The sequence below is a fragment of the Mycobacterium sp. ITM-2016-00317 genome, assembly GCF_002968295.1.
Taxonomy (GTDB): Bacteria; Actinomycetota; Actinomycetes; order Mycobacteriales; family Mycobacteriaceae; genus Mycobacterium.
The window spans coordinates 1,120,272-1,142,504 of sequence record NZ_CP134399.1 but is presented as its reverse complement, the minus strand read 5'-3'; the positions used below and the strand labels follow the sequence as shown (position 1 = coordinate 1,142,504).

Sequence of the window (22,233 nt, the reverse complement as noted above, 5' to 3'; positions counted from 1 at the left end):
CGTTGCAGTTGTGTGGTTCCGCGAAACCAGCGGGTCAGATTACTGGCCCGTCGCCTTCGCGATGATCTCCTTCGACACGTTCGCCGGAACTTCGGCGTACGAGTCGAACACCATGGAGTAGTTCGCCCGGCCCTGGGTCTTCGACCGAAGGTCGCCGACGTAGCCGAACATCTCCGAGAGCGGAACCTGCGCCTTCACGACACGAGCACCGCTCCGCTCCTCCATGGCCTGGATCTGACCACGGCGGGAGTTCAGGTCGCCGATCACTTCGCCCATGTAGTCCTCGGGCGTCGTGACCTCGACGGCCATCACTGGCTCCAGGATGACCGGCTGAGCCTGTGCCGCAGCCTTTTTCATCACCTGGGAACCGGCCACCTTGAACGCCATCTCCGAGGAGTCGACTTCGTGGTAGGCACCGTCGAGCAACGTCAGCTTGACGTTCACCAACGGGTAGCCGGCCAGCACGCCGTACTGCATGGCGTCCTGGGCGCCGGCATCCACCGACGGAATGTACTCGCGCGGGATGCGGCCACCGGTGACCTTGTTCTCGAACTCGTACGTCGCGCCGTCCTCGCCCGTGAAGGGCTCGATGCTGACGAGTACCTTTGCGAACTGGCCGGAGCCACCCGTCTGCTTTTTGTGGGTGAACTCGACCTTCTCGACCGCGCGCTTGATGGTCTCCTTGTAGGCCACCTGCGGCTTGCCGACGTTCGCCTCGACCTTGAACTCGCGGCGCATGCGGTCCACCAGGATGTCCAGGTGCAGCTCGCCCATGCCGCCGATGACGGTCTGGCCGGTCTCCTGGTCCAGGTGCACCTTGAAGGTCGGGTCCTCTTCGGCGAGCTTCTGGATCGCCGTTCCCAGCTTCTCCTGGTCGCTCTTGGTCTTGGGCTCGATGGCCACCTCGATCACCGGATCGGGGAACGTCATCGACTCCAGAACAACCTGCTGGTTCGGGTCCGACAGGGTGTCACCGGTCGTGGTGTCCTTCAGGCCGATCACCGCGTAGATGTGGCCGGCAGACGCGCGCTCGACCGGGTTCTCCTTGTTGGCATGCATCTGGAACAGCTTGCCGAGCCGCTCCTTCTTGCCCTTGGTCGCGTTGACGACCGCCGAACCGGAGTCGACCTTGCCGGAGTACACGCGGACGTAGGTCAGCTTGCCGAAGAACGGGTGCGTCGCGACCTTGAATGCCAGGGCCGAGAACGGCTCGTCGACGGAGGGCTTGCGGGTGATCAGCTCGTCCTCTTTGCCGGGCGCGTGGCCCTGCACGGACTCGACGTCCAGCGGCGACGGCAGGTAGTCGATCACCGCGTCCAGCATGGGCTGCACGCCCTTGTTCTTGAACGCGCTGCCGCACAGCACCGGGTACAGCTCGCTGCCGATGGTGAGCTTGCGGATCGCGCCCTTGATCTCCTCGATCGTGAGCTCTTCGCCGCCGAAGTACTTCTCCAGCAGTGCCTCGTCGGTCTCGGCGACCGTCTCGAGCAGCTTGGTGCGGTACTCCGCAGCCTTGTCAGCCAGGTCGGCGGGGATGTCGGCGACCTCGTACTTCTCGCCGAGCGCCGTTTCGCCGCGCCACACCTTGGCCTTCATCTCGACGAGGTCGATGATGCCTTCGAATTCGTTCTCAGCGCCGATCGGCAGCTGGATGACCAGCGGCTTCGCGCCGAGGCGCTCCTCGATGGTGCGGACGGTGAAGTAGAAGTCAGCGCCCAGCTTGTCCATCTTGTTGACGAAGCAGATACGCGGCACGTCGTACTTGTCGGCCTGGCGCCACACCTGCTCGGACTGCGGCTCGACGCCTTCCTTGCCGTCGAAGACGGCCACGGCGCCATCGAGCACACGCAGCGAACGCTCCACCTCGACGGTGAAGTCGACGTGGCCGGGGGTGTCGATGATGTTGATCTGGTTGTTGTTCCAGAAACACGTCACCGCCGCGGAGGTGATGGTGATCCCACGCTCCTGCTCCTGCTCCATCCAGTCGGTGGTGGAGGCGCCGTCGTGAGTCTCACCGATCTTGTAGTTCACACCGGTGTAGTAGAGGATGCGCTCGGTCGTCGTCGTCTTACCGGCATCGATGTGGGCCATGATGCCGATGTTGCGGACCTTGCTCAGGTCGGTCAGCACGTCCTGTGCCACGGAAGTCTTCTCTCTCGCTTGATCGTTGCTGTTGTCAGCCTTGGCTTCTCACGCCCGGAGCAGTGCCCGCGGGCGAGCGATCACCAGCGGTAGTGCGCGAAGGCGCGGTTGGCCTCAGCCATCTTGTGGGTGTCTTCGCGTCGCTTGACGGCGGCACCCAGGCCGTTACTGGCATCGAGGATCTCGTTGGCCAGGCGCTCGACCATGGTCTTCTCGCGACGCTGCTTGGAGAAGCTGACCAGCCAACGCAGTGCCAGGGTGACCGAGCGGTCCGGGCGGACCTCGACGGGAACCTGGTAGGTGGCGCCACCGACGCGACGGCTGCGAACCTCGAGCGACGGCTTCACGTTGTCCATGGCGCGCTTCAGCGTCACCACGGGGTCGGTGCCGGTCTTGTCACGGGCCTGTTCGAGCGCACCATAAACAATGCGCTCAGCCAGCGATTTCTTCCCATCCAGCAGAACTTTGTTCACCAGCTGGGTGACCAGCTGCGACCCGTAAACCGGATCGTTGACCAACGGACGCTTGGGCGCGGGTCCCTTGCGCGGCATCAGCTCTTCTCCTTCTTCGCGCCGTAACGGCTGCGGGCTTGCTTGCGGTTCTTGACGCCCTGGGTGTCCAGCGAGCCGCGGATGATCTTGTAGCGCACGCCGGGGAGGTCCTTCACACGACCGCCGCGCACCAGCACCATCGAGTGCTCCTGCAGGTTGTGGCCTTCGCCGGGGATGTAAGCGGTGACCTCGACCGCGCTGGTCAGGCGCACGCGCGCGACCTTGCGAAGCGCCGAGTTCGGCTTCTTCGGGGTCGTGGTGTACACGCGAGTGCACACGCCGCGACGCTGCGGGCTGCCTTTGAGTGCCGCGGTCTTGACCTTGGCGATCTTGTCGCGGCGACCCTTACGGACCAGCTGGTTGATGGTTGGCATGTACCGGCTTTCTGTGTTCCTCGTCGTTCTGACGTGCGTGCTTGGTTCTTCTTAAGTTCTCTGTACTGCTGTTATGCCCCCGGCGGTTACCCCGCGTCCGGGCGTGTCGCATGCGGTCGCCGTGAACTGCGGGACAGTTTCACGGCACCCCGCGGAGAGCGAGTCATGCGAATTTGCCCGGCGTGCAGGCATGCTGGCGGTGCCCAAAAGATCGCGCGAGAACCACCAGCGCCTTATCTGCCAGGCACGAACGTCCACAATACCAGGGCCGCATACCTCAACAAAACCCGCTGACCTGCGAATCTCCGACAGCGGCCCCTCAACGGAGCCGCATACCGGCGGCCAATCGGGCCACCATGTCGTTGAACACCGCGTCGGTGTCGACGCCGGCCATCACACCCGTCATCTCCAGCAGAACGAAGCCGTGCATCGCCGACCAGAACTCCAGCGCCGCGTTGAACGCGGCCTCGCTCTCCAGGCCGAACGTGCCCAGCACCTCGATGACCGGCGTCGCAGCGGCCCTGGTGGCCTCGGTGAACTCCGGGTCGTCACCGCCGAGCGGCATCCGGGTGAACGCCGAGTACCGGCCCGGGTGGTGGTGGGCGTAACTGCGGTAGGCACTGGCCATCACCATCACCGCGTCGTCCGGGCTGCGGCCCTGCCCGACGGTGTTGAGCATCTCGATGATGTCCCCCACCACCCGCATGCGGACTGTGCGGCGCAGGTCATCGAGCGAGTGCACGTGGTTGTAGAGCGACGGGCCCTTGGTACCGAGCTGATTGGCCAGCGCGTTGATGGTCAGCGCGTCCCAGCCCTCCCGGTCGAGGAACGTCAGCGCGGCGTTGACGATGGCGTCGCGGCTGAGCTTTGTCGAGCGCGGCGGACGCGCTGCCATGCCATCCCCCTCGCATCGTCCCGGCCCGGAAACATCCGGGCCAGCAGGCAACTCTAGTTCACCCGCTGTTGGCTCAGCTGCGCCAGTTCTTCGATCACGCCGCACAGATCGGGCATGCCGGTGGCGTTCATCGTCTGGATCGACCAGGTGATCACGTCGGTGCCCTTGGCCACGTAGATGCTGCACGCGGCGTCGTCATAGGCCATGAAGCCCTTGTTCCCGTCCACGGTCATCTCGGTCAGCGTGCGGCCGGCGCGCTCCTCAAGCCCCCGCTCGGTGTCCATGTCGGAGCCGCGGTACCACCAGGTCGAGATGCCCATGCCCGCCCCGATGCCGTCGGCCAGATTGTCTTCCTGCCAGAAACAGCCGGCATCGCTGACCGCCGCGGGGGTGTACATGTCCGGCCCCGCCACCTTGGCGATGTCGGCGTCGGTGATGCCGTTGCAGTCCACGCTCTCGAACCCCTCCCCCGACGTCGAGCCGCCGGGGCCGGCGGCCGGACCGTCGCGGTCGTCGTCGGCCCCGCAGCCGGTCAGCAGCGCGCCGAGAGCCAGCCCCACGCAGAGGCGGGCGGTGATGCGGGTGTTCACGTCACATATCCGAGCGCAACGTCGCCGAGAGCAGCTTCGCGGCGTCGATGCAGGGATCCCCGGTGGACTGCCCGCGGTACTGCACCCACCAGCTCAATACGCCCGAGCCGGCCGCGGCGGTGGCCGAACAGGCGGCGCCGGTGGTGTCCCGGCGCGCGGAGAACGCCTTGTGGCGTTCCACCACCTCGTCGGTGACGGTGGCGCCGCGCGCGGTGGCCAGCTGCCGTTCCCTCTGCAGGGTTCCGGTGTCGAACCAGGAGAACGTGACGTCGACGGTCGCCGCGCCGCCTGCGCGACGGGTCAGGATGTACTGGCAGACCGCGCCGCTGTAGGGGCGGGTCACCTCGTCGGCGCCGAGCATGGCCTGCACCGTGCTGTCGTCGAGCAGTCCGCAGCGGTCGTCGACGTAGCCGTAGCTGCGGTCCTGGCCCGCGGCGGCGCCGTCGGCGCGCTGCGCGGTGCCGCTGACGGTCTGCGCGCAGCCTGCAACCGTCGCCGTCGCAGTGACCGCGACGGCGAGAACACGTCCGACCCGGAGCATCGCTGCTCACGGTACTCGTGTCGGCGATCCCCGACAGTGCGAGCGAACGACGTCGTAGGCTGCCCGTGTGACTGCATCGGTGGTGGGACGTGTGTTCGCGGTGGGCGCGCTGGCGGTCGGGGCCTCGCTGGCCTCGGTACACCCGGTCGCGCAGGCGAAGAACGGCGACACCCACATCACGGGGATCGGCGTCGTCCAGACCATCGACTGCAACAACGCCACGCTGATCGTCCTGGGCAACAACAACCAGATCAACGCGCTGGGCACCTGCTGGGCGGTGACCGTCCAGGGTTCGTCGAACGTCGTGATCGCCGACAACGTCATCAACGACATCACCGTGTACGGCTGGGACCAGACGGTGTACTACAAGGACGGCGCACCGATCGTGTGGGACCGCGGCCGCGAGCTGGGGATGACAAACCGGATCGATCGGGTATCCGCCTAGGCATGACGCCTCACCGCCTCCGCCTGATCAGCTGTCTCGGTGCCACCGCACTGGCGGTCTCGCTGACCGCGTGCGGTTCGACCAGTCAGGACACCGGCACACCGACGGCAACGGCGGGCTCATCCGGGGCGCAGGTGGAAATCGGCAACACCATCAACTACGGGTCGTTCGGCACGACCGCCGAGATCGACTGCGCCGACGGCAAGTCGCTCAACGTCGGCGGCTCCAACAACACCCTCACGGTCAAGGGCACGTGCGCCAAGGCCAACATCGGCGGCGCGGACAACAAGATCTCGTTCGACCGGGTGGACGCCGAACTGTCGGTGGTCGGCTTGAACAACACCGTGACCTACCGCGACGGCGAGCCGAAGGTCAACGACACCGGCAGGAACAACGACATCAGCAAGGGCTGACCGGTCTCACGCGGGCAAGCCCGCCCGGAACTAGGCCTTCTGTCCGTGGCGGCCCGCCCCCGCGCTGAAACGCGCGGCGCCGTCCAGGGATTCGGCCGCAACCCGCGACAGACTGCCGAACTCGACGTCCATCGCGTCGGCCTCCGACATCCCCCACTGATTCAGCATCGACATCCGGTCCGACCGCATGCACTGCTGCGGCCACTGGGCGAGTTCGGCCGCCAGCGCTTCGGCGTGTTGGCGCGCTTGGCCTTTCGGCACCACGCGGTTGGCCAGCCCGATCGCGTGGGCCTCGTCGGCGGCGACGGCGCGGCCCGTCAGGATCAGGTCCATGGCCCGGCTGTGGCCGATCAGCCGAGGCAGCCGCACGGTACCGCCGTCGATCAGCGGCACGCCCCAGCGGCGGCAGAAGACACCCATCACGGCGTCCTCCTCGAGGATGCGCAGATCGCACCACAGCGCCAACTCCAGGCCACCGGCGACGGCGTACCCGCTGACCGCCGCGATCACCGGCTTGGACAGCACCATCCGACTGGGCCCCATCGGGGCGGGCCCCGAGCGGTGCACGGGATTCGACTGCGGCGTCCCCATCGCCTTGAGATCGGCTCCGGCACAGAACGTCCCGTTGTCTCCCCAGAGCACCGCCACCGATGCCGAGTCGTCCTTGTCGAATTCGTCGAAGGCGGCATGGAGGTCCATCGCCGTGGGTCCGTCGACGGCGTTGCGCGCGTGCGGCCGGTCCAGGATGACCGTGGTCACCGCGTCGTTCTTCTCCACCCTGACCGTCACGTCGCCTCCATGAGTTCCACACCGTCACGCCGCGCGACCAGTTCGGCGGCGAAGTCTTCGTAGGCACGCCGCAGCGCGGCACCGGGCCAGCCGGCGGGCAGCAGTTCGTCGGGCAGCACCGGATCGGTCAGCAGGTGGCGCACCATCGCCGCCGCGACCACGAACCGGCCCGGCACGTCGTCGGCGTCGGCCATCTGCGCCAGCAGTCGGTGCCCGGTCGCGGACCAGCCCGACAGGTCCCACAGGCGGGCGGCCAGTTCTGTGGGGTCGTCGTCACGGGCCGACAGGACCCGCACCCTGTTCGCGATCTCGTCCTGCAGGGCGACGTCCAGGTTCGCCGGGCGCATCCAGACACCTTCGCGGAGCTCGGCGAAGCGTTTGTCCTGCAGTGTGTTTCGTAACTGCGCGCGGGCCCTGGCCTCGGTTCCGACACTGGTGATCACCAGCGTGGTCCAGGTGCCGTCCCAGTCCGTCCACCGCGGGGTGATCGCGTCGTCCTGCCGGCGCTGCCGCGCGAGCAGCCGGTCCGAGAGCCGGTAGCCGTCCTCCGAGCGCACCAGGTCGCCCGCACCCACCATCCGGGTCAGCGCCACCCGGACCGTCGGCTCCCTGATGCCGAAATCGCCGGTGAGCCGGACCAACTCGGCTGCCGTGGCCGACGCCGGATGCGCGCCCAGCAGCACGCTGAGCACCACCGAGCGCGCCGTCATGCGCATGTCCGCTACGCCTTGAGCAGGGCGCGCTCGATGATCGGCGCGAGGTCCAGGCCGGTGGGCAGGGTGCCGAACGCGCCACCCCACTGCCCCCCGAGCCTGCTTGCCAGGAACGCCTCGGCGACGGCGGGGTGACCGTGGCGCACCAGCAGCGAGCCCTGCAACGCCAGCGCGATGTCCTCGGCGACCTGGCGGGCCCGGTACTGGATCGTGGCAAGGTCTTCCAGCTGCGGCCGCAGACCCCGCACGTGCGCGTCGAGTCGGGCGTCGTGGCCGTCGGTCGCGGCCAGTTCGTCGAACAGCACGTCGACGCACTCGGGCCGGGTCGCCATGGCGCGCAGGGTGTCCAGCGCGCTGACGTTGCCCGAACCCTCCCAGATGCCCATCAGCGGAGCCTCCCGGTACAGCCGGGGCATTCCCGAGTCCTCGACGTAGCCGTTGCCGCCCAGGCACTCCATCGCCTCGGCGGCGTGCGGGGTGGCGCGCTTGCACACCCAGTACTTGGCGGCGGCCAGACCGATTCTGCGCAGCAGCGATTCACGTTCGTCGCCGCGTACCGCGTGGTCGGTGGCGCCGGCCATCCGCATGGCGAGCATGGTCGCCGCTTCAGCTTCGACCGCGAGGTCGGCGAGCACGTTACGCATCAGCGGCTGGTCGATCAGGTAGGCGCCGAAGGCCTTTCGGTGCTGGGCATGGTGGATGGCGCGGGTCAGCCCGCTGCGCATGCTGGTGGCGCTGCCCAGGGTGCAGTCCAGCCGGGTCAGGTTGACCATCTCGATGATGGTCTTGACCCCGCGGCCCTCCTCGCCGACCAGCCATGCCGTGGCCCCGTCGTATTCGACCTCGCTGGAGGCGTTGGCGTGGTTGCCGAGCTTGTCCTTGAGTCGCTGCAGGAACATCCGGTTGCGGGTGCCGTCGGGCAGGATCCGCGGCAGGAAGAAGCAGGACAGGCCGCCGGGGGCTTGGGCCAGCACCAGGAAGACATCGCACATCGGCGCGGACGTGAACCATTTGTGGCCGGTCAGCGTGTAGCTGCCGTCGGCGTTGCGCACCGCCTCGGTGGTGCCGGCCCGGACATCGGAGCCGCCCTGCTTCTCGGTCATCGACATCCCGGCGGTGATACCGGGCTTGCCGGCCGGCACCGCCAGTTCCGGGTCGTAGACGCTGCTGGTCAGCAGCGGCTCGTAGATCGCCGCCAGCTCGGGGTTGTGCCGCAGTGCGGGCACCACGGCGTAGGTCATCGAGATCGGGCAGAGGTGGCCGGGCTCGGGCGTCCACACCGAGTTCTTCGCCGCGCGCACCACGTGCGCTCCGGGGCGGTCGTCGGCCCACGGCGCGGCGTGCAGGCCGTGGCCGACGGCGACGTTCATCAGCTCGTGGTAGGCGGGGTCGTACTCCACCTCGTCGATGCGGTGGCCGGTGCGGTCGTGGGTGTGCAGCACCGGCCGGTGGCGGTCGGCGAGTTCGCCCCAGCGCTGCGCGGTGCGGCCGCCGGCCAGCGCGCCGAGTTCGGCGACCTCGTCGAGGCCCCACTCGCCGCCCTCGCGGATCAGCGCCTCGGTCAGGACCGGCGCGGCGGCGGGGTTGAAGTCCTCCAGCGGCGGGACCTGGTTGGTGACGACGTGAGTGTCCGACATACCCGAAGTGTTACACCTGGCTCGACAATCGCACAAGACTTGTAATGCCTCGTGGCACCGCATAATTCTTCCCATGCGCCCGAACTCCGTCACGCACGCGGCCACCCTTGCCCTCACCCACGAACCGGTGCCCGCCGATCAGCTCGTCGCCGGCGCCCCGACCACCGGGGTGCAGACACTCACCGAGTTCGCCGGTGTGGAGGTGGGCGTATGGGAGATGAGCGTCGGCGGCATGCGTGATGTCGAGGTTGACGAGGTCTTCGTGGTGCTCAGTGGTTCAGCGCGGGTCGAGTTCGCGGATGGGAGCCCAGGACTGGACCTCGGCAGCGGGGACGTCGTCCGGCTCGGTGCGGGCACCCGCACGGTCTGGACCGTCACCGAGCCGCTGCGCAAGGTCTACCTCACCGCGGGCTGAGACCCGCGAACGTCGCCGGCTGTCGTAGCGGTGCAGCACGTACACCGCGGCCGCCGCCAGCGCCCACCCGAGCAGGATGTCCACCACGTAATGCTCGGCGGTGTAGACCAGCGTGAACGCCATCACCAGCACGTAGGCGACCAGGACCGGACGCCAGCGCCGGCTCAGGCGCACCCACAGGAACGCCGCGATCGCCGCGGTCATCCCGGCGTGCAGCGACGGGATGGCGGCCACCAGGTTCACGCTGGCTTGTCCCTGGTCGATCAGCGCGCTCGCGGAGTGCAGGTTCAACTTGCCCCAGCCACGGCCGACGATCCGCTCCACCCACTGGTTCGCTCCGTCCTGGCTGAACTGCATCGCGCCCAGCACACCGCCGTCGGGCACTCCGCGTGCGGAGCTGAACATGCACCGCGGGCCGGACGGGCCGCCGGCCACGTCGGCCGGTGTGCAGCGCGCCGCCGCCCACGGCGGCGCGGCGGGCAGCAGCACGTAGACGATCAGCGCCGCGAAGTTCAGCCCGACGAACAACCGCACGAACGCCTTCCACTCCGCGCGGTTACGCAGCCACAGCACCCCGGCGATCACATACGGGAGGATGAAGAACGACATGTAGACGGTGCTGATGCCGATCTCCCACCACGGCGGCGTCGGCAGCTTCAACCGTTCCTGCAGCCACACCGTCGGCATTGTTCCGGCGAACAACCAGCGGTCGGCGTCGGCCTGCCAGTGCCACAGCGTAGGCAGGCCGACCATCGTGGCCGCGCCGCGGCTCAGGTCGTAGGCCAGCAGTACCAGCGCGAACGGGAGCCAGTCGCGGATCACATAGAACATCCGGCGGCCCTGCCCGATGCTGGCGGCGAGCAGTCCGGTGGAGATGTAGAGCAGCAGCAACTCGCGGTTGAACGCGAACCCGTCGTCGACGGTGCGCCACCCCACGACGACGGCCCAGGTGGCCACGGCCGCCCAGCGCAGCACGGTCAGTCTGCGGATGCGCCGACCGCTCGGCGCCGCGTAGCCCGCAGGGCCCGCAATCGACGGTGGGTCGTCAATCGCGGACACGGAGGCCTTTCGACGAGGAAGCACCGGAATTCCGGTGCCAGCCTATTTAACCGCTTCGCCACCCGCAGTTCGGTAACTCTTCAGCGACAAATGCGATCGTCGAGGGCTCAGAGGTGCTCGCGCAGGAACGCGATGTCGTCCTTGCGGCCCTCGTCGGACGTCTCGCAGATCACCGGCGCGCCCGCGGCCTTGACCACCGCGACGAGCAGCTGCGGATCGATCTGGCCGGAGCCGAAGTTGGCGTGCCGGTCGGCGCCCGAGCCCGCCGCATCGCGGGAGTCGTTGCAGTGCACCAGGTCGATGCGCCCGGTGATGCCCTTGATGCGTTCCACCGCGCCGACGAGCGCCTCGCCGGCCGCCCACGCGTGGCAGGTGTCCAGGCAGAAGCCGATACCGGTGTCGCCGATCCGGTCCCACAGCCTGGCGATGGTGTCGAAGTGCCGGGCCATCGCGTGGTCACCGCCCGCGGTGTTCTCCAGATAGACCGGCACGTCGGTCTTCAGGCTCGCCAGCGCCTTGACCCAGCGCTCGAAGCCGGCCTCCATGTCGTTGTCGTCGGCGTGGCCGCCGTGCACGATCACCGCGGTGGCGCCGACCGCCGAAGCCGCGTCGCAGGTGTCCTGCAGGATCTTGCGCGACGGGATCCGCACCCGGTTGTTCGCCGACGCGACGTTGATCAGGTACGGCGCGTGCACGTAGATCGGGATCGGGGCGGCCTTGAGCGCCTCGGCGTCCTCGCGCGGCGGCGGCTTCTTCCAACTCTGCGGATTGCCGAGAAAGAACTGCACCACATCGGCGCCGTCGGCCTGCGCCGCTGCCAGGGGGTCGTCTCCGTGGACGTGCGAACCTATGAGCACGCCGCCGAGTCTAGGCCCGCGCCGCGACAGTCGCGTCATCGATCAGCCGGGCCGCCGCGGTCCTGGCGTGCAGTAGCGCAGCGCAGCCTGATCGGCCGGGAACCGGTCACCGTGCGCGAATTCCTCGCAGCGAACCTCGCGCGGTTCACCCCACTACGACTGCGTGCTGATCGCGAACGCCAGGTAAACCAGGTACGCGGCGACCATGAAGCCGCCTTCGAGGCGGCTGACCCGCCGGCCCGACAGGAAGATCGGGATGCACACCACTGCGACGGCGACCATGATCGGGATGTCGATGCGGACCAGGCTGTCGGGCAGCAACAGGCCGCCGGCCGCACCAGGCAGGTGATGCCGAGGATGAGCAGGATGTTGTAGATGCTGCTGCCGATCAGATTGCCGATCGCGATGTCGCGGTCGCCGCGGATGGTCGACACCACGGTCGTCACCAGCTCGGGCGCCGAGGTACCGATCGCCACCACGGTCAGTCCGATCAGCGCGTCGCTGACGCCGAACCCGCGGGCCAGCCCCACCGCGCCGTCGACCAGCCATTCGGCGCCGATCACCACGATCCCGATGCCGACCAGCGTCATCGTCAGGTAGGCCGAGGTGCGCCGCCGGACCAGGATGGTCGCGGCGTCACCGTCGACCTCGTCGGCGGGATACTCCCCCGCGAACTCCTCGTTGACCTGCCATGACTCCCGCCGCGACGACCAGATGACCCCCGCGGTATAGGCGATCGCGCAGACCACCAGGATCAGCCCGTCCAGACGCGTCAGCACCCCGTCGGCGGCCAGCAGCCACAGCAGCCCCGCGGCCACCGCCATGAACGGCAGCTCGAACCGGATCGTGCGCATCTGCAGCGCCAGCGGGACCAGCAGTGCGCTCAACCCGAGGATGAGCAGCAGGTTCACGATGTTGGTGCCGGCGATGTTGCCGACCGCCAGCGCGCCGCTGCCCTCCCCCGCCGAGACCACCCCGACGGCCAGCTCGGGCAGGCTCGTGCCGATCGAGACCACGGTCAGACCGATGACGATCGGGCTGATGCCCAACCGCCCGGCCAGCCCCACCCCGCCACGCACCATCACCTCGGCGCCCACGACCAGTGCGGCCAATCCCGCGAGGAACCAGAGAATGTTCGTCGTCATCATCGGTTTCAGATCAGATACAGAAGAACCACACACGGAAAAGCCCCCGCCCCATCGGGGCGGGGGCTTCCCGTCGACTTACCGGTAGTCCGAGTAGCCGTAGTCGTCCAGCGGCACCGCGGCACCGGTGGCCTGGCCGAAGTCCGGGCTGTAGTACTGATCCTCGTAGGACGGGATCGTGTACGCCGCAGCGCGGGCTTCCTCGGTCGGCTGCACCTGGATGTTGCGGTACCGGTTGATCCCGGTGCCTGCCGGGATCAGCTTGCCGATGATCACGTTCTCCTTCAGACCCTGCAGCTTGTCGCTGCGGCAGTTGATCGCCGCATCGGTCAGCACGCGAGTGGTCTCCTGGAACGACGCCGCCGACAGCCACGAATCCGTGGCCAGCGATGCCTTCGTGATACCCATCAGCACCGGACGTCCGGCCGCGGGCTCGCCGCCCTCGGCCACGACGCGACGGTTCTCGGTCTCGAACTCGCCACGCTCGGTCAGCGAGCCGGGCAGGAACTCCGTCGCACCCGAATCGATGATCGTGACGCGACGCAGCATCTGCCGGACGATGACCTCGATGTGCTTGTCGTGGATCGACACACCCTGGGCGCGGTAGACCTCCTGGACCTCCTTGACGAGGTGGATCTGCACCTCGCGGGGACCCTGGACGCGCAGCACCTCGTGCGGGTCGGCCGAACCTTCCAGCAGCTGCTGGCCGACCTCGACGTGGTCGCCGTCGGTCAGCAGACGCTCGGAACCGTCGTCGTGCTTGAACACCTTCAGACGCTGACGACGCGAGAGCTTGTCGTACACGACCTCCTCGCCCCCGTCGTCGGGAACGATGGTGATCTTGTAGAACTTGTCGCTCTCCTCCAGCCGGACCCGGCCGGAGACGTCGGCGATCGGAGCCCGGTTGCGCGGGATACGCGCCTCGAACAGCTCCTGCACGCGGGGCAGACCACCGACGATGTCGGCACCGCCGGTGACACCACCCTGGTGGAAGGTACGCATGGTCAGCTGCGTGCCGGGCTCACCGATGGACTGCGCGGCCACGATGCCGACGGCCTCGCCGATGTCGACCAGCTTGCCGGTCGCCATCGAACGGCCGTAGCACATCGCGCACACGCCGGTGCCGGTGGCGCAGGTCAGCACGGAGCGGACCTTCACCTCGGTGATGCCGGCGGCCAGCAGCGCATCGATCGCCGGATCGCCGAGATCGTGTCCACGCTCGACGACGACGTTGCCGTTGGCGTCGACCGCGTCGGTGGCCAGCGTCCGTGCGTAGGCCGACGTCTCGATGTGCTGATCGCGCACCAAGGCGTCGCCCTGCAGCTCGGCCAGCGTGACGGTGATGCCACGCTCGGTCTCACAGTCGGTCTCACGCACGATGACGTCCTGCGACACGTCGACCAGACGACGGGTCAGGTAACCCGAGTCGGCGGTACGAAGTGCGGTGTCCGCCAGGCCCTTACGGGCGCCGTGGGTGTTGATGAAGTACTCCAGCACCGTCAGGCCCTCGCGGAACGAGGACTTGATCGGACGCGGGATGAACTCACCCTTGGGGTTGGTCACCAGACCCTTCATGCCGGCCAGTGTCCGCGTCTGGGTGAAGTTACCCGTGGCGCCCGAATCCACGATCGTGATGATCGGGTTGTCCTTCGGGTAGTGCGACCGCAGCGCCTGACCGACCTCTTCGGTCGCGTCCTGCCAGATCTTCACCAACGCTTCGTTGCGCTCACCCTTGTTGAGCTTGCCGCGCTGGTACTGCTTCTCGATGCTGTCGGCTTCCGCCTCGTAGCGCTCGAGGATCTCGGTCTTCTCCGGCGGGACCAGCACGTCGGCCATCGACACGGTGACACCCGAACGGGTGGCCCAGTGGAACCCGGCGTCCTTGAGCTTGTCCACGGTCTGCGCGACCACGATCATCGGGTAGCGCTCGGCGAGATCGTTGATGATCGCCGCCTGGACCTTCTTGTGCATCTGCTTGTTGACGAACGGGTAGCCCCGCGGCAGCAGCTCGTTGAACAGCACACGACCCAGGGTGGTCTCCGCCGTCCAGGCGTCGCCCATCTTCCAGCCGTCGGGGAACCGCTCGGCCTCGATGTCGGCCGGCGGACGCAGCTGGGTCAGCCGCACCCGGATCTTGGCGCGCACGCTCAGCGCACCGCGGTCCATGGCCATGATCGCCTCGGCCGGGCTGCTGTACACGCCGGTCTCCGGGGTGTCCTTGGCGGCCGGGGTGTACTCGCCCGTGTCACCCTCGATCTCGGTGGTCAGGAAGAACAGACCGGTCACCATGTCCAGACGGGGCATGGCCAGCGGGCGGCCCGACGCCGGCGACAGGATGTTGTTCGAGGACAGCATCAGGATGCGGGCCTCGGCCTGCGCCTCCGCACTCAGCGGAAGGTGCACGGCCATCTGGTCACCGTCGAAGTCGGCGTTGAACGCCTCACAGACCAGCGGGTGCAGCTGGATGGCCTTACCCTCCACCAGCTGTGGCTCGAAGGCCTGGATACCGAGGCGGTGCAGCGTGGGTGCACGGTTCAGCAGCACCGGGTGCTCGGAGATGACCTCTTCGAGGACATCCCACACCTGGGGACGCTGACGTTCCACCATCCGCTTGGCGCTCTTGATGTTCTGCGCATGGTTCAGGTCGACCAGACGCTTCATCACGAACGGCTTGAACAGCTCGAGTGCCATCAGCTTCGGCAGACCGCACTGGTGCAGCTTGAGCTGCGGGCCGACCACGATGACCGAACGGCCCGAGTAGTCGACGCGCTTGCCGAGCAGGTTCTGGCGGAACCGGCCCTGCTTGCCCTTGAGCAGATCGGACAGCGACTTGAGCGGACGGTTGCCCGGTCCGGTGACCGGACGTCCACGACGGCCGTTGTCGAACAGCGCGTCCACCGACTCCTGAAGCATGCGCTTCTCGTTGTTGACGATGATCTCGGGAGCGCCGAGGTCGATCAGTCGCTTGAGCCGGTTGTTGCGGTTGATCACGCGGCGGTACAGATCGTTGAGGTCCGACGTCGCGAAACGGCCACCGTCGAGCTGGACCATCGGGCGCAGCTCCGGCGGGATCACCGGAACGGCGTCGAGGACCATGCCCATCGGCGAATTGGCGTTGGTCTGGAACGCCGCGACCACCTTGAGCCGCTTCAGCGCGCGAAGCTTCTTCTGCCCCTTGCCGTTGCGGATGGTGTCGCGCAGCGACTCGGCCTCGGCGTCGATGTCGAAGGTCTCGATGAGCTTCTTGATCGACTCCGCGCCCATGGCGCCCTCGAAGTACTCGCCGTAGCGGTCCTGCAGCTCGCGGTAGAGCAGCTCGTCGACGATCAGCTGCTTGGGAGCCAGCTTGGTGAACGTCGTCCAGATCTCGTCGAGCCGGTCCAGCTCACGCTGGGCCCGGTCGCGCAGCTGGCGCATCTCGCGCTCGCCGCCGTCGCGCACCTTGCGGCGCACGTCGGACTTCGCGCCCTCTTCCTCGAGCTCCTTCATGTCGGCTTCGAGCTTCTGGGCCCGCGCCTCCAGGTCGGCATCGCGCTGGTCCTCGATGGCCTTCTTCTCGACGACCATCTCGGCTTCGAGCGTCGACAGCTCGTTGTGGCGCATCTCGTCGTCGACCGCGGTGATCACGTAGGCCGCGAAGTAGATGATCTTCTCGAGATCCTTCGGGGCCAGGTCGAGCAGGTAGCCCAACCGCGACGGCACACCCTTGAAGTACCAGATGTGCGTGACGGGAGCGGCCAGCTCGATGTGGCCCATCCGCTCACGACGCACCTTGGCACGGGTCACCTCGACGCCGCAGCGCTCACAGATGATGCCCTTGAACCGGACGCGCTTGTACTTGCCGCAGTAGCACTCCCAGTCGCGAGTAGGTCCGAAGATCTTCTCGCAGAACAGGCCGTCCTTCTCTGGCTTGAGCGTGCGGTAGTTGATGGTCTCCGGCTTTTTGACCTCGCCGAAGGACCAGTTGCGGATGTCGTCCGCGGTCGCGAGACCGATGCGGAGTTCATCGAAGAAGTTGACGTCTAGCACGTAACTCCCTTTCCCCTTGCGGGATTTGTAGCCAATAACACTTAGGCGAGATCTTCGACAGAGGCGGATTCGTTGCGGGACAGGTTGATTCCGAGGTTGGCAGCAGCACGCTCCAGGTCCTCGTCGTCACCGTCACGCATCTCGATCGCCGCGCCGTCAGAAGACAACACCTCGACGTTGAGGCACAGCGACTGCAGCTCTTTGAGAAGCACCTTGAACGACTCCGGGATGCCCGGCTCGGGGATGTTCTCGCCCTTGACGATCGCCTCGTAGACCTTGACGCGGCCGACGGTGTCGTCGGACTTGATCGTCAGGAGCTCCTGCAGCGTGTACGCCGCGCCGTAGGCCTGCATGGCCCAGCACTCCATCTCACCGAACCGCTGACCACCGAACTGCGCCTTACCGCCCAGCGGCTGCTGGGTGATCATCGAGTACGGACCGGTGGAGCGGGCGTGGATCTTGTCGTCCACCAGGTGGTGCAGCTTCAGGATGTACATGTAGCCGACCGTGACCGGGTACGGGAACGGTTCGCCACTGCGGCCGTCGAACAGCACCGCCTTGCCGTCGGCGTTGACCATGGTCTCGCCGTCACGGTTGGGCAGCGTCGCACCGAGCAGGCCGGACAACTCGCCTTCCTGCGCACCGTCGAACACCGGGGTGGCCACGATGCTGTCCGGCGGGGCCGACAGCATGTGCTCGGGCAGCTTGGCCGCCCACGCCGGAACCTCGTTGGTCCCGTCCGCCACCTGAATGTTCCAGCCCGCCTTGGCAACCCACCCGAGGTGGGTTTCCAGGATCTGGCCGATGTTCATACGACGCGGCACACCGTGGGTGTTCAGGATGATGTCCACCGGGGTGCCGTCGGGCATGAACGGCATGTCCTCGACCGGCAGGATCTTGCCGATGACGCCCTTGTTGCCGTGGCGTCCGGCGAGCTTGTCGCCGTCGGAGATCTTGCGCTTCTGGGCCACGTAGACGCGGACCAGCTCGTTGACGCCGGCGGGCAGCTCGTCGTCATCCTCACGCGAGAACACGCGGATGCCGATGACCTTGCCGGACTCGCCGTGCGGCACCTTCAGCGACGTGTCGCGGACCTCGCGGGCCTTCTCACCGAAGATGGCGCGCAGCAGGCGCTCCTCCGGAGTCAGCTCGGTCTCGCCCTTCGGGGTGACCTTGCCGACCAGGATGTCGCCGTCGCGGACCTCGGCGCCGATGCGGATGATGCCGCGCTCGTCGAGATCGGCCAGCACCTCATCGGAGACGTTCGGGATGTCCCGGGTGATCTCCTCGGCGCCCAACTTGGTGTCGCGGGCATCGATCTCGTGCTCTTCGATGTGAATCGAGGTGAGCACGTCCTCCTCCACCAGACGGTTGGAGAGGATGATCGCGTCCTCGTAGTTGTGGCCCTCCCACGGCATGATCGCGACGAGCAGGTTCTTGCCCAGCGCCATCTCACCGTTCTCGGTGCACGGACCGTCGGCGAGCACCTGGCCCGACTCGACCCGCTGCCCGGCGTCCACGATCGGACGCTGGTTGGCGCACGTGCCGTGGTTGGACCGGGCGAACTTACGCATCCGGTAGGTGTGCCGGGTGCCGTCGTCGGCCATCACGGTGATGTAGTCGGCGGAGACCTCCTCGACCACACCGGCCTTCTCGGTCACGACCACGTCGCCGGCGTCGATCGCGGCGCGCAGTTCCATACCGGTGCCGACCAGTGGGGCCTCGCTGCGGACCAGCGGAACCGCCTGGCGCTGCATGTTGGCACCCATCAGGGCACGGTTGGCGTCGTCGTGCTCGAGGAACGGGATCATCGCCGTCGCGACCGACACCATCTGGCGCGGCGAGACGTCCATGTAGTCCACGTCGGTGGGGGCGACGTTCTCGACCTCGCCACCCTTACGGCGGACCATCACGCGGTCCTCGGTGAACCGGCCGTCCGCGTCCAGCGGCGAGTTGGCCTGCGCCACGACGTGGCGATCCTCCTCGTCGGCGGTCAGGTAGTTGATCTCGTCGGTGACGACACCATCAACGACCTTGCGGTACGGCGTCTCGATGAAGCCGAACGGGTTGACCCGGGCGTACACCGACAGCGAGCCGATCAGACCGATGTTCGGACCCTCAGGGGTCTCGATCGGGCACATGCGGCCGTAGTGGCTGGAGTGCACGTCGCGGACCTCGAGGCCGGCACGCTCACGGGACAGACCACCGGGGCCCAGCGCCGACAGACGGCGCTTATGGGTCAGGCCCGACAGCGGGTTGTTCTGATCCATGAACTGCGACAGCTGGCTGGTGCCGAAGAACTCCTTGATCGCCGCCACGACGGGACGGATGTTGATCAGGGTCTGCGGCGTGATCGCCTCGACGTCCTGGGTGGTCATCCGCTCGCGGACGACGCGCTCCATACGCGACAGGCCGACCCGGATCTGGTTCTGGATCAGCTCACCCACGGTGCGCAGACGACGGTTGCCGAAGTGGTCGATGTCGTCGACCTCGACGGGGACCTCGCTGCCGCCGGGGGCGGTCATCGTCTGGTCGCCCTGGTGCAGACGCACCAGGTACTCGATGGTCGCGACGACGTCCTCTTCGGTCAGCGTCGAGCTGGTGATCGGCTGGCCGAGGTTCAGACCCAGCTTCTTGTTGACCTTGTAGCGGCCCACCCGGGCGAGGTCGTAGCGCTTCTCCTTGAAGAACAGGTTCTCCAGCAGGGTCTGCGCCGACTCCTTGGTGGGGGGCTCGCCCGGTCGCAGCTTCCGGTAGATGTCCAGCAGCGCCTCGTCGGTGCCTGCGGTGTTGTCCTTCTCCAGCGTGCTCATCATGATCTCGGAGAAGCCGAAGCGCTCCACGATCTGCTCGTTGGTCCAGCCGAGTGCCTTCAGCAGCACGGTGACGGGCTGACGGCGCTTGCGGTCGATGCGGACACCGACGGTGTCGCGCTTGTCGACGTCGAACTCCAGCCACGCGCCGCGGCCGGGGATCACCTTGACGCTGTGCAGCGTCTTCTCCGTCGACTTGTCGATCGACTCGTCGAAGTACACACCGGGCGAACGGACCAGCTGGCTCACCACGACACGCTCGGTGCCGTTGATGATGAAGGTGCCCTTCTCGGTCATCATCGGGAAGTCGCCCATGAAGACCGTCTGGCTCTTGATCTCGCCGGTGTTGTTGTTGATGAACTCGGCCGTGACGAACAGCGGAGCCGCGTACGTCATGTCCTTGTCTTTGCACTCGTCAACCGGCGCCTTGACCTCGTCGAAGCGCGGGTCGGAGAACGACAGCGACATCGAGCCCGAGAAATCCTCGATCGGCGAGAGCTCCTCGAGGACCTCCTGCAGACCGCCCTTGGGGTCCACGTCCCCGCGCTCGGCGGCGCGGCGGAACCAGTCCTCGGCGCCGATGAGCCATTCGAAGGACTCGGTCTGAACGTCGAGAAGCCCCGGAACCTCGAGCGGTTCGCGGAGCTTGGCAAAGGAAATTCTGTTTGGTGCTCCGGGAACGGAGTGGTTAGTGGTTGACTCGATCTGGCGGGACCCTGCCAAGATGCATCCTTCCAGCACCTAATGCGGCTCTTTCGAAACCGGAGAAGCCGGTCCGTTTTATGCCGCGTTTCTGCGTCGGTTCGGCTGGCTACACCAACCACCGGACGCACGGCACGCGTCTAGATCGCTGAGCCGGGGGGCTCAGGCTAGAACCACATGACTAGTGCGGGTCGGAAAAGCGAGGTGGGCAGGGCGCAGCCAGCGCAACGTCTAACGATAGCGCAGGACAGCCCATTCCTCAACCCTCGAGGCAGCACTGTGTGCTACGGAACTTCCGGTCGCTGGCTGCGGCCCACCTGCTGTCATCCGTGCATACATTGCTGGGCAATAGATTGGCCCGGTTTCGCCGTTGCGTCAAGAGATGACGCGGTGTTTGTGGACTTTTCTGTGAACACTTCGTCCGGGTCGACCGCGCAGGTGGCGAAGTTGATCCCGAACAGCACGCGCGCGCCGAAGGTGAACAGCCAGTCGAGGAACGTCGGGCGCTCGGCCGTGCCCGGCAGCACGACGGCCGTTGCCGCTCCGCGGCTGGTCGCGACGGTGAGGGTGTCCCCCGGGGCCCCGTAGAAGCCCGATTCCGACGGCGGTGTGCCGGCGAACATGTCGTTGAGCCAGCCGGCGCTGATCTTTTCGGCGGCCTTGACATTGGCCACCTTCGACCACCCGGTGACGATGTTCAGCGCGGCCTGGATCAACGGATTGCCGCCGAGCATGGTGTCCGAGTGGGATCCGCCGACGAGCTGGACACCGTTGAACTTCCCCGGACGCCACTGTTCCAGCGACGTGTTCGAGGTGCCGGACAGGTTCCAGTAATAGGACCGGCCGGCCAGGTTGTAGATCGGGAAGTCCTGCGGCAGCTTGCGCAGCGCCGCCGGGGTCACGTCGCCGAAGCCCACCCCGTCGAGCAGCACCACGCCGGCCAACCGGTCGAAGGCGCCGTTCTGTGTCATGTACCCCGCCGCGCCGGCGGCCAGCCCGCCACCGGCGGAGTGCCCGACCAACGCGACCTTCTGCACGCCGTCGAGCAGCGTGCCGGTATAGCCGGCGGCCAGCGCGCTCTGCGCCAGTGCGGCATTGCCGTCGACGAACAGGCCGGCCACCGCTTTGTGCAGCGGTGAGCCGCCCACCCAGCAACCGTCGCAGGCCAGGAAGTTCGAGGTCACCGACGTGGCGACGACGATGCTGTGTGTCGCCTCGGCCAGCCGGGCGGCGGTGTAGCTGTAGAACGCTCCCGAGGCCAGGAAGCCGTGTTGCAGGTAGATCAGCCGGGTCGGGACGTCGCCGGCCGGGACGTACCAGTCCGCCGGCACGTCGTAGCCGTCGCCGCAGTCGATCCTCAACGAGGAGCTGCGCACGGTGACGCTGCTGCCCCACGGCAGCAGCGGCGGTCCGCCGAGCACCCGGACCGCGACGGAGTAGATGTTGAAGATGATCGTGCCGATGGCGCTGAGCAGCGTCTGTTGTCGGGGCGCGGTGGCCAGATCCCGGTCGGCCTGCGCGCTCACCACGGCCTGCTGGGTGTTCAGCGGTGTCCGCACGGTGGTCTCGGACCCGGCCTCGTCCATCTCGGCCGGGGTTTCGGTGGCCGTGTCGACGTCCGCTTCGGGCGTTTCCTCGACGACGAACGCCACGTCCTCGTCGGGGTCTTCCTCGACGACCGCTTCTTCTTCGAGGCCTTGCGCTTCTTCGGCGCCCGGGTCTTGGGCGCCCTCGTCTTCGGCGCCCTGTTCTTCTTCGGCCGCGTCTTCGTCCGTGGCGCCTTCGTCCGGCTCCGCGTCGTCGTCCGGCTCCGCGTCGTCGTCCGGCTCCGCGTCGTCGTCCGGCTCCGCGTCGTCGGCGGCCGGGGACTCGGCGGTGTCGTCGCTGTCGGCGGGTTCACCCGAGTCCGGCGGTGACGATTCCGAACTCGTCGTCGCGCTGCCCGTCTCGGATTCGGTCGTTGCGGCCGCCACACCGGCGCCGGACAGCAATGCGGCCGTCACACCGGCGGTGATCACGCCCGCGCCCACCAACTTCGACAACCGGTCGTCCATCGCTGACCCTCCGTCCGAGCCGGGCAAAACCTATCCCGGCAGCCCGGGCGCCGAAGTGGTTTGCCCGAA

General features: G+C 67.3%; 16 protein-coding genes and 2 pseudogenes. 3 read left to right on the top strand and 15 right to left on the bottom strand.

Annotated elements, in window-relative coordinates:
* Positions 1–39: 39 nt before the first annotated feature.
* The 6 genes from fusA to C6A87_RS05345 all read right to left on the bottom strand — a co-directional run bounded on the left by fusA (position 40) and on the right by C6A87_RS05345 (position 5,093).
* Positions 40–2,091 (bottom strand): elongation factor G, encoded by a 2,052-nt coding sequence (gene fusA, locus C6A87_RS05370; RefSeq protein ID WP_396837071.1) that lies wholly within the window; start codon positions 2,089–2,091, stop codon positions 40–42.
* A 131-nt stretch (positions 2,092–2,222) separates the two neighbouring features.
* Complete coding sequence (gene rpsG, locus C6A87_RS05365) at positions 2,223–2,693, bottom strand: 30S ribosomal protein S7 (protein WP_043405699.1); 471 nt, start codon at positions 2,691–2,693, stop codon at positions 2,223–2,225.
* Entirely contained in the window at positions 2,693–3,067 is a 375-nt protein-coding gene (gene rpsL / locus C6A87_RS05360) for a 30S ribosomal protein S12 (protein WP_003929602.1), read from the bottom strand. The genes rpsG and rpsL overlap by 1 nt, the downstream gene beginning before the upstream one ends.
* 319 nt (positions 3,068–3,386) lie before the next feature.
* The gene (locus C6A87_RS05355; protein WP_311116313.1) at positions 3,387–3,962 is read right to left on the bottom strand and encodes a TetR/AcrR family transcriptional regulator; all 576 of its coding nucleotides are present in this window, start codon (positions 3,960–3,962) and stop codon (positions 3,387–3,389) included.
* Between the two features lie 53 nt (positions 3,963–4,015).
* The gene (locus tag C6A87_RS05350) at positions 4,016–4,552 is read right to left on the bottom strand and encodes a DUF3558 domain-containing protein (protein WP_311116312.1); all 537 of its coding nucleotides are present in this window, start codon (positions 4,550–4,552) and stop codon (positions 4,016–4,018) included.
* 1 nt (position 4,553) lies between these two features.
* The gene (locus C6A87_RS05345; RefSeq protein WP_311116311.1) at positions 4,554–5,093 is read right to left on the bottom strand and encodes a DUF3558 domain-containing protein; all 540 of its coding nucleotides are present in this window, start codon (positions 5,091–5,093) and stop codon (positions 4,554–4,556) included.
* Positions 5,094–5,160: 67 nt separating this feature from the next.
* On the opposite strand from C6A87_RS05345, the gene C6A87_RS05340 reads away from it, so the two are divergent.
* Together C6A87_RS05340 and C6A87_RS05335 are read left to right on the top strand one after the other, a co-directional pair.
* Entirely contained in the window at positions 5,161–5,538 is a 378-nt protein-coding gene (locus C6A87_RS05340; RefSeq protein WP_311116310.1) for a DUF3060 domain-containing protein, read from the top strand.
* Positions 5,539–5,540: 2 nt separating this feature from the next.
* Positions 5,541–5,951 (top strand): DUF3060 domain-containing protein, encoded by a 411-nt coding sequence (locus C6A87_RS05335; RefSeq protein ID WP_311116309.1) that lies wholly within the window; start codon positions 5,541–5,543, stop codon positions 5,949–5,951.
* Between the two features lie 30 nt (positions 5,952–5,981).
* Here the strand turns inward: C6A87_RS05335 and C6A87_RS05330 are convergent, their stop codons facing one another.
* The 3 genes from C6A87_RS05330 to C6A87_RS05320 are packed head-to-tail and all read right to left on the bottom strand — an operon-like array spanning position 5,982 to position 9,090.
* A complete protein-coding gene (locus C6A87_RS05330) occupies positions 5,982–6,740 on the bottom strand; it encodes a crotonase/enoyl-CoA hydratase family protein (protein ID WP_311116308.1) in 759 nt (252 codons plus the stop codon).
* Positions 6,737–7,456 (bottom strand): PaaX family transcriptional regulator C-terminal domain-containing protein, encoded by a 720-nt coding sequence (locus tag C6A87_RS05325; protein ID WP_311116307.1) that lies wholly within the window; start codon positions 7,454–7,456, stop codon positions 6,737–6,739. Before C6A87_RS05325 ends, C6A87_RS05330 begins: the two co-directional genes overlap by 4 nt.
* Before the next feature lie 5 nt (positions 7,457–7,461).
* Positions 7,462–9,090, bottom strand: a complete 1,629-nt coding sequence (locus tag C6A87_RS05320; protein WP_311116306.1) for an acyl-CoA dehydrogenase family protein — start codon at positions 9,088–9,090, stop codon at positions 7,462–7,464.
* A 73-nt stretch (positions 9,091–9,163) separates the two neighbouring features.
* Between C6A87_RS05320 and C6A87_RS05315 the strand changes: the two are divergent.
* Positions 9,164–9,430, top strand: a pseudogene (locus C6A87_RS05315) (cupin domain-containing protein); the annotation flags it as partial.
* Here the strand turns inward: C6A87_RS05315 and C6A87_RS05310 are convergent.
* From C6A87_RS05310 to C6A87_RS05285, 6 genes and pseudogenes are all read right to left on the bottom strand, one after another.
* Positions 9,368–10,564, bottom strand: a complete 1,197-nt coding sequence (locus tag C6A87_RS05310; protein ID WP_396837005.1) for a phosphatase PAP2 family protein — start codon at positions 10,562–10,564, stop codon at positions 9,368–9,370. The pseudogene C6A87_RS05315 and the gene C6A87_RS05310 overlap by 63 nt on opposite strands.
* A gap of 107 nt (positions 10,565–10,671) precedes the next feature.
* Complete coding sequence (locus tag C6A87_RS05305) at positions 10,672–11,421, bottom strand: deoxyribonuclease IV (RefSeq protein ID WP_311116305.1); 750 nt, start codon at positions 11,419–11,421, stop codon at positions 10,672–10,674.
* A gap of 153 nt (positions 11,422–11,574) precedes the next feature.
* Positions 11,575–12,566, bottom strand: a pseudogene (locus C6A87_RS05300) (calcium/sodium antiporter).
* A 78-nt stretch (positions 12,567–12,644) separates the two neighbouring features.
* Positions 12,645–16,595, bottom strand: coding sequence for a DNA-directed RNA polymerase subunit beta' (locus C6A87_RS05295; RefSeq protein WP_311116304.1), 3,951 nt, complete (start codon positions 16,593–16,595; stop codon positions 12,645–12,647).
* 41 nt (positions 16,596–16,636) lie between these two features.
* On the bottom strand, positions 16,637–20,149 hold the full coding sequence (locus C6A87_RS05290; RefSeq protein ID WP_311116303.1) for a DNA-directed RNA polymerase subunit beta: 3,513 nt from the start codon (positions 20,147–20,149) through the stop codon (positions 16,637–16,639).
* A gap of 284 nt (positions 20,150–20,433) precedes the next feature.
* Positions 20,434–22,164 carry a hypothetical protein gene (locus C6A87_RS05285; protein WP_311116302.1) on the bottom strand — a complete coding sequence of 577 codons (1,731 nt, stop codon included), beginning with the start codon at positions 22,162–22,164 and terminating at the stop codon, positions 20,434–20,436.
* Positions 22,165–22,233: the final 69 nt, after the last annotated feature.